The sequence below is a fragment of the Streptomyces sp. NPDC048521 genome, from assembly GCF_043199855.1.
Classification (GTDB): domain Bacteria; phylum Actinomycetota; class Actinomycetes; order Streptomycetales; family Streptomycetaceae; genus Streptomyces.
The window spans coordinates 25,897-40,478 of the sequence record NZ_JBICWR010000025.1; the positions used below are offsets into that span (position 1 = coordinate 25,897).

13 protein-coding genes, 2 tRNA genes and 1 pseudogene are annotated in these 14,582 nt (G+C 72.2%); 6 read left to right on the forward strand and 10 right to left on the reverse strand.

Annotated elements, in window-relative coordinates; genetic code table 11:
- Positions 1 to 117: 117 nt before the first annotated feature.
- Together ACGFRF_RS37105 and ACGFRF_RS37110 are read right to left on the reverse strand one after the other, a co-directional pair.
- A tRNA-Met gene (locus ACGFRF_RS37105) sits at positions 118 to 191 on the reverse strand.
- Positions 192 to 280: 89 nt separating this feature from the next.
- Entirely contained in the window at positions 281 to 1,414 is a 1,134-nt protein-coding gene (locus tag ACGFRF_RS37110; protein WP_393747761.1) for a dihydrofolate reductase family protein, read from the reverse strand.
- A 75-nt stretch (positions 1,415 to 1,489) separates the two neighbouring features.
- On the opposite strand from ACGFRF_RS37110, the gene ACGFRF_RS37115 reads away from it, so the two are divergent.
- On the forward strand, positions 1,490 to 2,020 hold the full coding sequence (locus ACGFRF_RS37115; protein WP_393747763.1) for a MarR family winged helix-turn-helix transcriptional regulator: 531 nt from the start codon (positions 1,490 to 1,492) through the stop codon (positions 2,018 to 2,020).
- A gap of 138 nt (positions 2,021 to 2,158) precedes the next feature.
- Entirely contained in the window at positions 2,159 to 2,803 is a 645-nt protein-coding gene (gene ribA, locus ACGFRF_RS37120) for a GTP cyclohydrolase II (RefSeq protein ID WP_393747865.1), read from the forward strand.
- 64 nt (positions 2,804 to 2,867) lie between these two features.
- On the opposite strand, the gene ACGFRF_RS37125 is transcribed toward ribA, so the two are convergent.
- Complete coding sequence (locus ACGFRF_RS37125; protein ID WP_393747765.1) at positions 2,868 to 4,310, reverse strand: DHA2 family efflux MFS transporter permease subunit; 1,443 nt, start codon at positions 4,308 to 4,310, stop codon at positions 2,868 to 2,870.
- Positions 4,311 to 4,324: 14 nt separating this feature from the next.
- The gene (locus ACGFRF_RS37130) at positions 4,325 to 4,975 is read right to left on the reverse strand and encodes an NADPH-dependent FMN reductase (RefSeq protein ID WP_393747767.1); all 651 of its coding nucleotides are present in this window, start codon (positions 4,973 to 4,975) and stop codon (positions 4,325 to 4,327) included.
- Positions 4,976 to 5,105: 130 nt separating this feature from the next.
- Between ACGFRF_RS37130 and ACGFRF_RS37135 the strand changes: the two genes are divergently transcribed.
- The 4 genes from ACGFRF_RS37135 (at position 5,106) to ACGFRF_RS37150 (ending at position 7,882) form a co-directional block, all read left to right on the forward strand.
- The gene (locus ACGFRF_RS37135) at positions 5,106 to 5,792 is read left to right on the forward strand and encodes a TetR/AcrR family transcriptional regulator (protein ID WP_393747769.1); all 687 of its coding nucleotides are present in this window, start codon (positions 5,106 to 5,108) and stop codon (positions 5,790 to 5,792) included.
- Between the two features lie 117 nt (positions 5,793 to 5,909).
- Positions 5,910 to 6,497, forward strand: coding sequence for a TetR/AcrR family transcriptional regulator (locus tag ACGFRF_RS37140; RefSeq protein ID WP_393747771.1), 588 nt, complete (start codon positions 5,910 to 5,912; stop codon positions 6,495 to 6,497).
- Positions 6,498 to 6,728: 231 nt separating this feature from the next.
- On the forward strand, positions 6,729 to 7,277 hold the full coding sequence (locus tag ACGFRF_RS37145) for a hypothetical protein (RefSeq protein ID WP_393747773.1): 549 nt from the start codon (positions 6,729 to 6,731) through the stop codon (positions 7,275 to 7,277).
- Positions 7,278 to 7,399: 122 nt separating this feature from the next.
- Complete coding sequence (locus ACGFRF_RS37150; RefSeq protein ID WP_393747775.1) at positions 7,400 to 7,882, forward strand: DUF5994 family protein; 483 nt, start codon at positions 7,400 to 7,402, stop codon at positions 7,880 to 7,882.
- A gap of 402 nt (positions 7,883 to 8,284) precedes the next feature.
- Here the strand turns inward: ACGFRF_RS37150 and ACGFRF_RS37155 are convergent, their stop codons facing one another.
- From ACGFRF_RS37155 to ACGFRF_RS37180, 6 genes and pseudogenes are all read right to left on the reverse strand, one after another.
- Positions 8,285 to 8,785 (reverse strand): DUF5994 family protein, encoded by a 501-nt coding sequence (locus ACGFRF_RS37155; RefSeq protein WP_393747777.1) that lies wholly within the window; start codon positions 8,783 to 8,785, stop codon positions 8,285 to 8,287.
- Positions 8,786 to 8,889: 104 nt separating this feature from the next.
- Positions 8,890 to 9,897, reverse strand: a complete 1,008-nt coding sequence (locus ACGFRF_RS37160; protein ID WP_393747778.1) for an STAS domain-containing protein — start codon at positions 9,895 to 9,897, stop codon at positions 8,890 to 8,892.
- Between the two features lie 364 nt (positions 9,898 to 10,261).
- A tRNA-Lys gene (locus ACGFRF_RS37165) sits at positions 10,262 to 10,334 on the reverse strand.
- A 98-nt stretch (positions 10,335 to 10,432) separates the two neighbouring features.
- Positions 10,433 to 11,947 (reverse strand): amino acid permease, encoded by a 1,515-nt coding sequence (locus tag ACGFRF_RS37170; protein ID WP_393747780.1) that lies wholly within the window; start codon positions 11,945 to 11,947, stop codon positions 10,433 to 10,435.
- A gap of 57 nt (positions 11,948 to 12,004) precedes the next feature.
- Positions 12,005 to 14,125, reverse strand: a complete 2,121-nt coding sequence (locus ACGFRF_RS37175; protein WP_393747782.1) for an FG-GAP repeat domain-containing protein — start codon at positions 14,123 to 14,125, stop codon at positions 12,005 to 12,007.
- A gap of 233 nt (positions 14,126 to 14,358) precedes the next feature.
- Positions 14,359 to 14,582, reverse strand: a pseudogene (locus ACGFRF_RS37180) (RNA helicase); the annotation flags it as partial.

Genomic DNA, 14,582 nt, shown 5'->3' on the forward strand with positions numbered 1-14,582 from the left:
CCGGCTGTGACGTATGCCACTCGACAGAAATCCAGGACATCCCGGGAACCCGTGAGTGTCCCGGGAAAACGCTCAGGGCCGGAATCCGTGAACTGGATTCCGGCCCTGAGCCTTCAGTAGCGGGGACAGGATTTGAACCTGCGACCTCTGGGTTATGAGCCCAGCGAGCTACCGAGCTGCTCCACCCCGCGTCGTTGTGTCTCTACTGTACGCCATACGCAGGACGGATTGCACATCGCCTTCCCGCGGGCCCTGCTCGGCCCGGTTCCCGGGGGCCCTCTCAGCCCGGCAGGTGGGCGTTCGGGGCCTTGGCGAGCGCCTCGAACTCCGGGAGTACGACCACCTCGGCTCCCCCGTCGCGCAGCACGGCCGTCCCGTCGGCCGCCGCGACGAAGGTGTCCGGCTCCCGCCAGGCGGTGACCACCCGGCGCACCCCGGCCCGCAGGATCAGCTCGGCGCAGGGCGCGGGGCGGGAGGCACGGCGGGCGCAGGGCTCCAGGCTGCTGTAGACCGTGGCACCGGCCAGCCTGGGATCGGCCCGGTCGATCTTCGCCAGCGCGGCCTCCTCCGCGTGCACCACCGGGTCGTCGCCCTCCCGGGAGTGGCCACGGGCGAGTTCGGTGCCGTCGGCGGCGACCACGACCGCGCCGACGCTGAAGGCCGTCTCCGAGGGCGGGCACAGGGCGGCGAGTGCGCAGGCGGTGCGCAGCCAGTGACGGTCGGCGGCGGTGGGGGCCGGGCCGGTGCCGGGGGCCGTGGGTTCGTAGCGCATGAGGACGACGTCCTCGATGCGGCGGGTCTCGACCAGACGCAGCCGGCCGCCCTGGTAGACGCCGGGGCCGAACAGGCGAGGTGCCGCCGGGTCGCCGACGAACAGGGGGGCGAGGACCAGCTGGAGTTCGTCCGCGAGGCCCTGCTGGAGAAGCTGGCTGTGCACCTGGCCGCCGCCCTCGACCATCAGGCGCCGGACGCCGCGCACGTCGTGCAGGTGCTCCAGCAGGGCACGCCAGTCGATTCCGGTGCCGAGCGGGACGACGTCGGCGCTGCTCCCGAGGAGCCGGCCGGCCCGTTCGGCGCCCTTGTCGGTCGTGTAGACGAGCTTCTCGCCGCCGGTGTGCCAGAAGTTGGCCCCGGGGTCGAGTTCACCGGAGGCGGTGACGGTCACCTTCAGCGGGTACGCGGGCTTGCCCGCCGCCAGCCGGGCGGCGCGGCGGTCGGCGGAGTTGACCAGCAGGCGGGGGTTGTCGGCGCGGATCGTGCCGGCGCCGACGAGGATGGCGTCGACGGAGGCCCGCACGTCGTCGACCCGGTCGAAGTCGGCCGGGCCGGACAGCAGGAGCCGTTCGGGGCCGGTGTCGTCCAGGAAGCCGTCGAGCGAGACGGCGGCGGACAGCAGCACGTACGGCAGGGGCATCGGCGCACTCCCTCGCGGCGGCCCGGCGGGCCCGCCAAGTCTTGTTCAAGTTTGAAACAAACTTACACTGGCGATATGACGACCCGCTGGCTCAGCCCCGAGGAGCAGCGCGCCTGGCGCGCCTACATCGCCGCCTCGCGACTCCTGGAGGACGCGATCGACCGGCAGCTCCAGCAGGAGGGCGGCATGCCCCACCTGTTCTACTCGGTGCTGGCCAACCTCTCCGAGGCGCCCGACCGGCGGCTGCGCATGACCGACCTCGCCGAGACGCTGAAGATCACCCGCAGCAGGCTGACGTACGCGGTGACCCGGCTGGAGCGCGACGGGCTGGTGCGCCGGGAGGACTGCCGGTGGGACAAGCGCAGCAGCCTGGCGGTGCTGACGGACGAGGGGATGGCCGTGCTGGAGCGCACGGCACCGGGGCACGTGGAGACGGTGCGCACCACGCTCTTCGACCGGCTCACGCCGGAGCAGGTGGGGCAGCTGGAGCAGATCTGCACGGGGATCGCCCGCGGGCTGCAGGGGGAGGACGAGGCGGGGGCGGCGACGGAGGACGTGCCGTGGCGGCGGCGGTCGTCACCGTGTTCGGGCTCCGCGACCGAGTGAGTCGCCCGTCGCGGGTCTCATGAGGCGCGCCGCCCCGTCTCCATTGCTTCAAGTTTAAAGCATGAGGTAGGGTCCCGATCCTGGACATCTGCTTCAAATCTGAAGCAGATGGTTACGGCACAGATCCCGGAGACCCGCATGCCCGACATCCCCGCCGCCACCCCGCGTGCCCGCGTCCGGGTACCGCTGCGCTTCCCCGACGGCTACAGCGCCGACGCGGCACTCGTCACCTTCCACGGGCTCGCCGACGGCCGGGAGCACGTCGCCGTCGTCCTCGGCGACCCCGGCCCGGTTCCGCTGGTGCGGCTGCACTCCGAGTGCCTGACCGGAGACGTCTTCGGCTCCGCCCGCTGCGACTGCGGGCCCCAGCTGCGCGAGGCGGTCGAGCGCATCGCCGAGCGCGGCGGCGTACTGCTCTACCTGCGCCAGGAGGGCCGCGGCATCGGCCTCTACAACAAGCTCGACGCCTACGCCCTCCAGGACCAGGGCCTCGACACCTACGAGGCGAACGCCGCCCTCGGCCTCCCGGAGGACGGCCGCGACTACACCGCCGCCGCACAGATGCTCGCCGCCCTCGGCATCGGCGAACTGGATCTGCTGTCCAACAACCCCGACAAGGCGGAGCAGTTGCGCGCGCTGGGCACCGTCGTCCGGCACCGGGTGCCGACCGGTGTCTTCACCACGGCCCACAACGTCCGCTACCTCCGCGCCAAGGTCCTGCAGACCCAGCACACACTCCCCCTGACCGAGCTGAACGAACTGACGGAACTGAGCGCGGGGTGAGCGGGGGCCGGGCGCGGGGCGGACGCCGGCCGGTGGCGAGGTGCCGGCCGGGGCCCGCCGGGGCTCAGGGCTCGCGGTGGGCGGGGAGCCGGAGTGCCGAGACGGTCCCCAGGGCGAGCAGGACCGCGGCCACGGTGTAGGCGACGCGGAAGCCGGCCGGGTCCGTGCCCGCCCAGCCCAGGACCACCGACAGCGCGGCCGTGCCGACGGAAGCGGCCAACTGGGCGTTGATGCTGAGCGCGGTGCTCGCCCCGGCCAGCCGGTCCGCGGGCAGGTCACGGGTGGCGGTGGTCATCGTCGGCATCAGCGTCATGCCGACACCGACGCCCATGACCATGCCCGCGGCGACGATCCGCCAGGGCGCCACGTCCGCGGTACCGGTCTGCCAGGCCGTCAGGCCCATGCCGAGGGCGGCCACCGCACACCCGGCCGGGATCAGCCGGCGCGGTGCCACCCGGTCGATCCGCCGCGCCGCGATCTGCATCGTCGTACCGACCACGAGCCCGATGGGCGCCCCGAGCAGCCCGGCCGTCGTCGCGCTCATCCCCCGCTCCTGCTGCCAGTACAGCGGCCCGAGCAACGCCGCGCCGAAGTAGCCGCAGGTGAACGGGGCGAGGGTGCGGACGGCCGCGCCGAAGGTACGGTCCCGCAGCAGCCGCAGGTCCAGCAGCGGCGCGCGGACGGTGAGCGCCCGCCGTACGAAGGCCACGGTGAGGGCGGCACCGGTGAGCGTGGGCACGAGGGCCCCGGGTGCGGTGAACTCGCCGCGTTCGCCGCCGCGCGCCAGGCCGTAGAGGACCAGGGCGAGACCGGGCGAGAGCATCAGCAGGCCGGGGACGTCCAGCCGGGGCAGGTCCGTGCCACGGGCGTCCGGGGCGTCCTCGGGCAGGAGCCGGACGGCGAGCAGCAGGGCCAGGGCACCGACGGGCAGGTTGATCAGGAAGATCCAGTGCCAGGAGGCGACGTCGACCAGCCGGCCGCCGAGCACCGGGCCGGCGACCGGGCCCACCAGGATGGGCAGTCCCAGCAGGCCCATCGCCCGGCCGAGCCGTGCCCGGTCGGCGACCCGCATGCCCATCGCCATGCCGACCGGCTGCAGCAACCCGCCGCCCAGCCCCTGCACCACGCGGAAGGCGATGAGGCTGCCGGCGTCCCACGCGCAGGCGGCGAGCAGGGAGCCCAGCGTGAACAGGACGAGGGCGATGACGTACGTGCGCTTGGCGCCGATGCGGTCCATCGCCCAGGCGGCGATCGGGATGACGGCGGCGAGCGCCAGCGTGTAGGCGGTGGCCGTCCACTGGACGGTCTCCAGCGGGGCGCCGAAGGACTCCGAGAGGCGGCGCAGCGCCACGTTGACGATCGTCATGTCGAGCACCGCCATGCCGCTGCCGAGGACGACGACGGTGACGACGCGGTAGAGGGAGCCGGGTGCGGGCGAGCCGGCCCCGGCCCGGCTGGACTCGATCCGTCCGGTGGCCACGCCGGGGCGGGCCGGGCGGGTGCTCATCGTCCCGCTCCCCCTCAGCCCGCGTAGGGGCGCTCGGCGCGGGCGGTTCGCAAGGTCCGTCCCCACCAGTCGAGTTGGCCGAGCATGCCCTTGGCGGCTCCGGCGCACACGGCCGCGTCGCGCGGGGCGCCGTCCGGGCCCAGGCCGGACCAGGGCCCATGCAGGCTGACCGAATCGCGCACCGTCACGGCGTGCAGTTCGGCGAAGACCAGGCGGAGTTGCTCGACCGCGCGCAGCCCGCCGCCGAGACCGCCGTACGACACGAAACCGACCGGCTTGGCCCGCCACTCGGCGTGGTGCCAGTCGATGAAGTTCTTCAGGGCCGCCGGGAAGCTGTGGTTGTACTCGGGCGTCACGAAGACGAACGCGTCGGCGGCGGCGAGCCGCGGCGAGACGCCCCGCAACACGGCGCCGGTCTCGGGACTCGGCGTGCCGCCCCAGCCGGGCAGCACCAGCGGCAGATCCACCTCGGCCAGATCGATCACATCGAGGTCGGGACCCGCCTCGCCGGCGGCGGTGGTGAGGAACCAGTCGGCGACGGCCCGGCCCTGCCGTCCCTCCCGCACGCTGCCGACGACGACGGCGAGGCGGAGCGGACGGTTCTCGGGGCCGGCGGACCCGGGCCGGGGATCGGTGACCGGAGCAGTGGACGCGGCAGCAGACACGGGTGTCCCCCATCTCGTGACGGGCGGGCCGCTTCTGCGGCCGCCTCTCCAGCAAAGTACAACGCTCGTTGTAAAAATTACAACGGTCGTTGTAGATCGGCTAGAGTGGCAGGTCACCAAGGAGGTGGGCGTGGGCGAAACGAACGAGTCCCGGCTGGAACAGGCGCGGCGCGAGGTCTCACCGCGCAAGCTGGAGAAGCGGATGGCCATCGCGAGCGCGTCCTGCACGCTCTTCGGCCGCGAGGGCTACACGCGCGCATCGGTCGACGCGCTCGCCGCCGAGGCCGGCGTCTCCACGCGCACCCTCTACAACCACTTCCCCGGCGGCAAGGCGCAGCTCTTCCAGACCGTCGTGACCTGGACGTCGAGCGACGTCCGCGACGCCCAACTGGCCCTGCTGCGCGCCATGCTGGACCCCGAGCGCCCGCCAAGGCCCGACGACCTCGAACGCGACCTGGTCGCCCTGGCCCGCGCCTTCGTCGGCCTCATGAGCGACTACCGGAACCACTTCGCACTGGTCCGCCACATCCACGCCGAGGCCGACCACGTACCCCCGGAGGTCCTCGAGGCCTGGCACGAAGCGGGCCCGGAACCTGTCGGCCGGGCCCTCGCCGGGGCGATGACACACCTCGCGGACGCGGGTCTGCTCGACCTCCACGGCGACGCGGCCCTCGCGGCCGCCCACTTCTCGGCCCTGACCTCCCACGCGATCGTCCAGTCCACGCACTACGGCGTCCTCCCCCTCCCGCCCGCGGAGACGGACCGCCTGGTCAGGGGCGGAGTTGCGGCGTTCCTGCGGGCCTACGGGGCGACGTGACGAACACCGCCGGGGGCCGGTGAACCGCCGTACGGGACCGCGCGGCTGACAACTTCGCATGCAGTACTCTGCCCGAAGTGGTGATGCCCAGTGCGAGCGCGTCGGGAGTCGAGGCCCATGGTGAGACGGAACGACCAGCGGCGCGCCGCGCTCGTCGACGCCGCGATCGAGGTACTGGCCGGGGAGGGCGCCCGGGGGCTGACCTTCCGGGCGGTGGACGCCGCGGCCGCCGTGCCCCTCGGTACGGCGTCCAACTACTTCTCCAGCCGCGACGACCTGCTCACCCAGGCCGGCGCCCGCGTCTACGAGCGGCTCCAGCCCGACGAGGCCACCCTCGCCCGCCAGCGGACGGCCGACCGCGACGGGGAGACGTACGCGCGGCTGATGCGCGAACTCGTCGGTCGTGTCGCCTCCTTCCGCACCGGCTACCTCGCGCTGCTGGAACTCCGCCTGGAGGCCACCCGCCGCCCGGAACTGCGCGCGGTCCTCACCGAGCGGGTCCGCACCGACCTCGACGCCAACATCGCCTACCACGAGGCCTCCGGCCTGCCCGGTGACGCCATGGCCGTCAAACTGCTCTACCTCGCCCTGAACTGGCTGATCGTCGAACAGCTCACGCTGCCGGACGTCCTCAACGAGGCGGAGCGGGACGAACTGGTCACGGCCGCGGTCGAACGGATCGTGACGGGCCCCGCCTCCTCCTGACGCGACGAGGCCCACGTCCTGCTGAGATGCGCGTCAGCCGCGCCCTCCGTACCGCTGCCCGCGTCGCACCGGGACGGCGCCCCCGGTCGCCCGGTTCAGGCGGAAGCCGCCGAAGCGCCCGTGCAAGCGGCGATCGTCCGGGCCGTCGGGCCGAGCCTGTCCCGTTCGGCGTATTTCGGTGGTCCGCACGGGTGACAGCGCGAATCGAACGCGAACCCGCATGCGGCGCCCATGGAACTGCTGATTGCGACCCTCACAGACAAGGGAGCAAGCATGAAATTCGGAATCAGCGCCGCCAGGGGACTTTCGGCAGTGGCCGGATCCGTGATCGCCGGGTTTCTCATTGCCTCACCCGCAGCCGCCGACGCAACCGGCGCAGCAGCACCGGTCCCGCCGAACACGACGAACTCGGCAGCCTCGCACACAGCCGCCAAGGGATTGAGCGAGAACGATCAGAACAGGGACGAGCGGATCGTGCGGGCCGTCGTGAGGGCGGACGGAACCCTCGTTCCCGGGCAGAGCTTCGGTGCCACCTCGGCGACCAGGGTCGAACACCCCGTCGGCACCTACCAGGTCTGCTTCGCTGTTCCGATCACCAACGGCACGTATGTCGCCAGCATCGGATTTCCCGGCAACTCCGGCGCGTCCGCACCCGGGGAGATCACCGTGGTGGGCCGGGCGGGCACGGACAACTGCCTGTACATCCAGACGTTCAACTCGGCGGGGACGCTGGCGGACCGCGGCTTCCACGTGGTCGTCGTCTATTCCGGCCAGCGATAACAGCGACGACAGGGACCCGGCGGCGAGCTCCGATCCGCCGGTGCGGGTCGGGACCCGGAGTACCGTGGTCAGGGGCGAGGCGAATCCCGTGCTCGCGCCGGATCTCGAACGGGTGGTCCCCCATGACCGACTCCGACACATCCCCTGCTTCCCAGCGCCTGCCGAGCGGGGTGCACCACGCCGTGCGGCCGGGCTGCGCACTGCTCCGGCTGGAGACGACGGCATCGCGCGAGGGCATCCTCGACGGGGCGTGGTGGCCGCGGTCGCGGGACATCGGTGCCGAGTTGCCCGCACTGCTCAGCGCCCTCACCGAGCACCTGGGCCCCCTGACCCGGGTCGGGCTGGACGCCACGGCCTGGGAGGAGCTGCCGACGCGGATCGTCGTCGACGACCGGGTGGTGCACGTGGACTCCTTTCCGGTGGGTGACGACACCGTCCTGGTCACCCGGGGCGACCAGGACCACTTCTCGCTGCTGGTGATCCCGCCGGACGCGACACCCGAAGCCGCCCACGCGGCGATGGCCCAGGCCGTCCTGGCCGGCAACGTCAGCCCCGCCGAGCAGATCCTCATCGACACGGGAGGCGGCCAGACGCCGACGGGCTGACGGCCGGACCACATCGCAGCGGCAGGCCGACGGTCGGACCATCGTCGCGGGACCGACGGCCGGACCATCGCAGCGGCAGGACCGACGACCGGGCCATCGCAGCGGCAGGCCGACGGCCGGACCATCGCAGCGGCAGGACCGACGACCGGGCCATCGCAGCGGCAGGCCGACGGCCGGACCATCGTCGCGGGACCGACGGCCGAACCATCGCAGCGGCAGGACCGACGGTGACGGGCCGCCCCGCCCCGCGGCGGATGCCGGCGGCGAAGCCGGCCCGCACCACCCCACCCCGGCCGGATCAGCGGCATTAGCCCACCCGGCGGCCAGATCAGCGGCACCAGCCCACCCGGACACAGGCGGCGGTCTCGGCCGGCGAGAGGGCTGCCCTGTTCGTCGGCTCCGTCAGGGGCCGTTCCGCTCCCCGGCGCCGTCCTGGCCGGCGTCGTCCTCGACGCGTGCCAGGACGCGCTCAGCGGACAGCGGGTTCCAGGGGTCGGCGGCGGCGGACAGCAGTCGCCCGGCCGCTGCGGCCGGCTCGTCGGGCGGGATGACCAGCAACTCCCAACGCCCCACGGTGCCGCAGTCCAGGGTGATGGCATGCGCCTCGTCGGCGACGTCGCTCAGGACGACCTCGATCACATGGTCGGGCGCCGACACCGTCCGTGGGGCATCACGCCAGGCCGCCCCGCCCACCGTGACGCGGGTGACCGTGCCGCGGCCGGGGTCCAACGAGCCCACGAGCGCGGGCAACTCCAGTTCCAGGGAGGCACAACGCGGCCACCACGCTCCGTCCAGCGGGCCGTGGCTCGCCTGCGGCGTGAGGCTCAGCCGCGACAGCGGCATGCTGTAGGTGTGCGCGTCACCCGGTGACGTGCCTCCGGCGGGCGGCGTGAGGGAGTCCATGGTGCGATCCCGTCCCGGGCGGCCTCGGACCACCCTCGTTCGACACTCGCCGGGAACGGCGCCACCGTGATCGTGCGCCCGACATGCTCTCGGTGCCTCCCAGGCTACGCCCGGCCTCGGCCGACGGCCCGAGGCCGGGGGACCGGGAGTCCGCCTTCCCCGGACAGGGCCAGTACACAGGGAGCACCCTGGCCGGGCAGCCCGACCATCTCCCCGTAGTTCCGCCAGCCCCAGGACTCGAAAGCGGCTTGTCCGGCCTGGTCGGCGGGATGGAGCAGGGCGACCGCGAGTGCGGCGTGCCGGTCGGCCAGCAGACGCTGCTGCAGACGGCGGGCGATGTCGCGGCACTGGGCGTGCGGATGCGCCACGACCTGGGTGAGCAGCAGGAACCGGGCACAGCCGGTGAGCCGTTCGACGCTCTCGCGCAGCGCTCGGTCGGACCGGGAGACGGGGCTGATCGGGAAGCCGAAAGCGCATCCGACCAGACCTGTCGTCTCGGCGACCACCAGTGCGAAGCCGGGCCGCCGGGTGCTGGCGGCCAGCCGCCGCAGGAAGTGCCCCCGCTCCTGGCACGCCTCGTGGCAGGTGCCCGCGACGGACGCCGCGGCCAGGTCGGCGAGGTCCTCGCTCATCCCCTCCGCCTGCCATCGACTCAGCCGGCGCAGGCGGATCCCGTCCTTGACGACCGGCACACGGGCACGGTCACCGGACGTCCGCGTCGCGTCGCCCGACGGACCCGTGGGACCCGGCGCAGCCGTCTCCAGCAGGTCGTGGAGCAGGACCGGTGTCACCGGACGGGCCGGGGCCGCGAGGAGCAGGGGGGTGGAGCCGGTGACGGTGAGGAGCCGGGTGATCTGCGCGCACGGATGGTGCAGCCGCAACGAGGCGTGCACCCGGTCGGCGCGCTGCGACACCGTCCGGAGCACCTCCAGGCCTCCGGCGTCGCAGGAGCCGACGGTGGTCAGATCGACGTCGATGGCGCTGACGCCGTCGCGCAGGCACTGCTCCAGCGCGGCCCGCAGCAGCGGCACGGTGGCCGGACCGATCTCCCCGGCCAGCGTGACGAGGGCCCGCTCGCCCCGGTCACGCCGGTGGATGTCGAGCCGTCGCACGGCCGTCACACCGCCCTACGGCAGCGGAGCGGAACGACCGGGCGCGGTGGCGGAGTTGCTGTGATCGCGGCAGACATGACGCCGACCCGTCTCCGCACCGTCCGCTCGGGCGGCCCGGGGCTCGTCCCTCGCCGAGGACGACCCGGCGTGACGGCCGGAGTACGCGATGCCCTCGGTACTTCCACGGTACGTCGTCGGCGACGAGAACCGCCGTGCCGGACGCACTCATCCCGGCGAGCACGTCCGCTCCCGCCGGCGCATCGCGCACGCGAGGGCGGCGCAAACGCGGCAGCGCCCGAGCCGACCGAAGCCGACCCGAGCGCTGCGTAGCAGGTCAGAGGGCGTGGAGCCCGCCTGCGGACCGTAGGCCCTGTGGGACTCGAACCCACAACCAATGGATTAAAAGTCCACTGCTCTGCCAATTGAGCTAAGGGCCCAGGCGATGTTGCCTGTCTGAGCATAGCCGGACGAGGCCGGGTCTCCGATCGGGTATCGGATACCCGGCCGCGTCGGCGGGTACGGAGCGGGGCGTTGGTCACTTTTCGGCGGGGTGCGGGGCGGGGGCGGGGGTGCGGTTGAGGAACCAGTGGCGGGCCGAGGCCAGCCACCAGGTAGCGGCGAAGCCCAGGACCACCAGGACGGCGACCGGGGCGTAGTTGAAGGTCTTCCAGGTGACCGGGGACACCTGGGGGAGCATGAAGAGGATCGTGATCACGGCGACCCAGCCGACCGAGACGACGCCGATCGGCCCCGACCAGCGGCCCAGGTGCCATGGCCCGCGCTCGAAGGCGGCGCCCTTGCGGACCCGCAGGAAGGTCGGGATGACGTATGCGATGTAGAGGCCGATGACCGCGATCGAGGTCACCGCCGCGTAGGCCGTCGAGTTGATGAGGTAGGGCAGGCCCAGGGCGAGGGCGGCCAGTGCGGCCAGCCAGACCGCCGCCACGGGGGTGCGGGTGCGCGGGCTGACGGTGTGCCAGACACGGGAGAAGGGCAGCGCGCCGTCCCGCGAGAAGGCGTAGATCATGCGGCTGTTGGCGGTGACGGAGGCCATGCCGCAGAAGAGCTGGGCGCCGATGACCACCAGGAGCAGGAGTTTGCCGGTCGTGGCGCCGAGGGCGTCCAGAAGGATCTGGGCGGGCGGGGCGCCGGTGGGGGAGGTCAGTTCCTTGTCGTAGGACTGGATCGCGAAGGTGAAACCCAGCAGCAGGACGAAGCCGGCTATCCAGGACGTCCAGATGGAGCGGACGATGCCCTTCGGGCCCGCCGTGGACGCGTCGTGGGTCTCCTCCGTCATATGGGCGGAGGCGTCGTAGCCGGTGAAGGTGTACTGGGCCATCAGCAGACCGAGCAGGACCACGTACGCGCCGCTGCCCCAGCCCGTCTCGTTGACGAAGTGGGTGAACACGAAGGACGCCGACTGGTGGCGGTCGGGTACGAGGGCGAGCGCGCCGACGATCACCGCGACGCCGAGAACGTGCCACCACACGCTCACGCTGTTCAGGAACGCGACGATGCGGACGCCGAAGGTGTTCAGCAGGCCGTGCAGCACCAGGATCGCCGCGAACAGCAGCACCGTGCGGCCCGGGGTCACCTCGAAGTCGAACTGGAGGTTCAGGTAGGCGCCCAGGAAGGAGGCCGCGCCGAAGTCGATGCCCGCGGTCACCGCCACCTGGCCCAGTACGTTGAACCAGCCCGTGAACCAGGCCCAGGCCGCCGCCGAGCGCGGGGGCGCGAGACGGTGGGCCCAGAAGTACAGGCCGGCCGACGTCGGGTAGGCGGAGCAGATCTCGGCCATCGACAGGCCGACGAGCAGGGTCATCAGGCCCACCGCGACCCACCCCCAGGTGATCACGGCGGGGCCGCCGGTGGTCATCCCGAAGAGGTACAGGGTGAGGCAGCCGGACAGCACCGAGATGATCGTGAAGGAGACGGCGTAATTGGAGAACGCCGACATGCGGCGGGCCAGCACCTGGGTGTAACCGAGCTGGGCCAGCCGTTCCTCGTCCGACAGGCCGCCCGGCCCACCCGCTCTCGCGTCATCTGTCATGCCCCCAGCAATTCCCTCACCGGGGGCGTGACATGCGTCACCCGGGACCCGGTGTGGCTAGAAGACGCCCTTGTAGCCCTGCCAGCCGCTGCCGATCTTCACCCGGGACGCGAACGAACCCTTGCCGTCACCGGCGTTGCGGTACAGGTTGCCCGCGGTGTCCCGTGCCACCAGGTCGTTCTTCCCGTCGCCGGTGATGTCCCCGATCCCGACGACCGCGTTGTACGAGGCACCCCAGTTCGAGAAGACCTTCACCCGTTCCTTCACCTGGCCGGAGCCCGTGCCGTCGTAGCGCCACAGCGTCCCGGCCTTGTCCAGCGCCAGCACCTCCCCGAAGCCGTCGCCGTTCAGGTCACCGACACCGGCGATCTTCTTGTACGTCGACCAGGTGCGGATCCTGACGCCCTTCCTGAGCTTTCCGGCGCCGTCGTCGGCGAACAGATAGACGTCCCCGGTCGACGCCTTGCGCGCCAGCAGGTCGGTACGGCCGTCACCGGTCAGGTCACCGGGAGCGGTGAGGACGTTGTACGCGTTCCAGCCGCTGCCCAGGGAGGTGTGGCTGTTCGACGGGGTGTACGACTCGCCGCACCGGCTCGCGTAGCGCCGCAGTTCGCCGTTCGGCATGCGGACGAGCAGCTCGGCGCAGCGGTCGCTGCCCATGTCGCCGAAGGGGACGGCCACCGTCCCGGCGGGCCAGCCGGAGGCCGACCGCTTCCAGCCGAAGGTGCCCTTGCCCTCGGTGTAGTGCAGGGTCAGCCCGCCCGACGAGTTGAGCGTGACCAGCTCGCCGTAGCTGTAGTACCCCTGGTCGTGGAAGCCCGGCAGGCCGCCCTGGTACCCGAGCGGACCGCCCGTGGTGTACGTGCCGCCGCCGTCCTCCGCCGTGGCCGTCAGGCTCCAGGTCTTCGGGCCGTTGGTGAGGTAGGTGCCCGAGTCGGATTTCAGGTCCCAGTTCACCTCGACGTGCGCACCGCGGCCCGTGATGGTGCGCTGGGTGCGCCCCAGGGCGTCCTTCACCGTGAACGTCCAGCGGGCCGGCTTGTTCAGCTGCCAGATGCTGTCCCAGTAGTGGACGCCGTTGCGGCCCTTCACGTCCACCGAGTCGCCGCCCAGGTCCGACTCGATCTTCGTCAGGCGCTGCGTCGGCACCCCGCTCTGCACGATCCGGATCACCTTGTCGGGGCCGACGTAGGCGATGTCACCGCCGAACTTGTCCACCGTCCAGCTCAGCCGCCGCTGGTCCGCGGTGGTGCCGGCCGGCAGGTCGGCGATCGTGCGCGGGGCGGCAGCCGTACCGGTGTGGTAGTCCGTCAGCATCAGCTTCCCGGCCGCCCGGTCGTGCTGGACGAGGTAGCCGTCACCGATGAGCGCCGGTCCGGAGGGAACCTTGATGTTCTTCTTCGCCGTACGGTCGTACACGCCCGCCGCGCCCGTCGGCCCGCAGTTCCAGTACAGCCAGCGGCCGATGGCCTGAAGCTCCTTGACCGTGCACGGCGCACCGGTGGAGACGGTCTGTACGGTCTTCTTCTGCTCCAGGTCGTACGCGGTGACGACGCCGTTGCCGGTGCCCGGCGCCCACAGCGCCGAGCCCCACACGGAGGCGGCCGTGATGGACCGGGTCAGTCGCACGTCGGCGGAGCGGTAGGAGTCCACCGCGTCGACGTACTGCTTGCCGGTCGAGGACGCCTGATAGACGTAGTAGCGACCGGTGGCGTCGATGAAGCGGGCGCCGGTGACCTTCGGCTCCGTCGTACCGCTCAGCGAGTTCTCGGTCAGCAGGATCCGGGCGGTCTGCTTGCCGGTGTCGTCGACCATGAAATCGCCGAGGTACGTGTTGCCGAACGAACGCATCGGCACACAGCCCGCCGGGCCGGCGTCGCACGGCACCCGCTGCACGTGGAAGCCACCCGCCAACGCGTCGGCGTTGCCGCGGTACGTCTTGCCCAGCACCGTCGATCCGTCGGTGGAGATCTGCCGGCCGACCACCCACTGGTAGCCGCTGGGGGTGTTCTCGACGGTGGTCAGGAAGCCGCCCGCGTAGTCGATGCCCCAGACGCCGTCCGTGCTGATCGGTGTCGGGGTGGTGTCCGCGGCCGCCGGGCCCGCGGTGGTCAGGCAGCCGGCGCCCAGGGCGGCCAGGCTGACAAGCGTGAGTGCGATCCGGGAACGCCGGGTCAAAGGGTCCCTCCCCAGGGAAGTCAGAAAAGGCGCCGCGGCAGGCCTCGTCACCGTCCCCCTCGGCCACATCCGCCACGCCAAGCCCTGGGATGCTACAACCGTCGCACAGCTTCGGACAGGGGATCTCGGCGGCCGCGGAGAAAGCCGTTTCCGTGGTGCCGCTCGCGACCCCGCGCACGCGGAAGGGCCCGCACGACCGGAGTCGTACGGGCCCTTCCCTTGTTCAGTCGGCGTCAGCCGTTGCGCTTCCAGCGCGGCTTGTCCTCGCGGCGGCCGAAGGAGCCGGTGCCACGATGGTCGTCACGACGGCCGTAGGGGCGCTCGTGGCCGCCGGAGCGGAAGCCCGGGCGGTCGTCGCGGCGGTCGCGGTTGAACGGACGGTCGCTGCCCCGGTGCCCGCCACGCTCGTCCCGGCGGAAGCCGCCGCGGTCGTCGCGGCGCTCGAAGGAACGGCCAC

Coding starts and splice junctions, on each gene's coding strand:
- ACGFRF_RS37150 (WP_393747775.1), top strand. CDS start 7,400: ATGACCGACTCCGACACATCCCCTGCTTCCCAGCGCCTGCCGAGCGGG.
- ACGFRF_RS37170 (WP_393747780.1), bottom strand. CDS start 11,947: ATGACAGATGACGCGAGAGCGGGTGGGCCGGGCGGCCTGTCGGACGAG.
- ACGFRF_RS37140 (WP_393747771.1), top strand. CDS start 5,910: ATGGTGAGACGGAACGACCAGCGGCGCGCCGCGCTCGTCGACGCCGCG.
- ACGFRF_RS37145 (WP_393747773.1), top strand. CDS start 6,729: ATGGAACTGCTGATTGCGACCCTCACAGACAAGGGAGCAAGCATGAAA.
- ACGFRF_RS37110 (WP_393747761.1), bottom strand. CDS start 1,414: ATGCCCCTGCCGTACGTGCTGCTGTCCGCCGCCGTCTCGCTCGACGGC.
- ribA (WP_393747865.1), top strand. CDS start 2,159: ATGCCCGACATCCCCGCCGCCACCCCGCGTGCCCGCGTCCGGGTACCG.
- ACGFRF_RS37125 (WP_393747765.1), bottom strand. CDS start 4,310: ATGAGCACCCGCCCGGCCCGCCCCGGCGTGGCCACCGGACGGATCGAG.
- ACGFRF_RS37155 (WP_393747777.1), bottom strand. CDS start 8,785: ATGGACTCCCTCACGCCGCCCGCCGGAGGCACGTCACCGGGTGACGCG.
- ACGFRF_RS37115 (WP_393747763.1), top strand. CDS start 1,490: ATGACGACCCGCTGGCTCAGCCCCGAGGAGCAGCGCGCCTGGCGCGCC.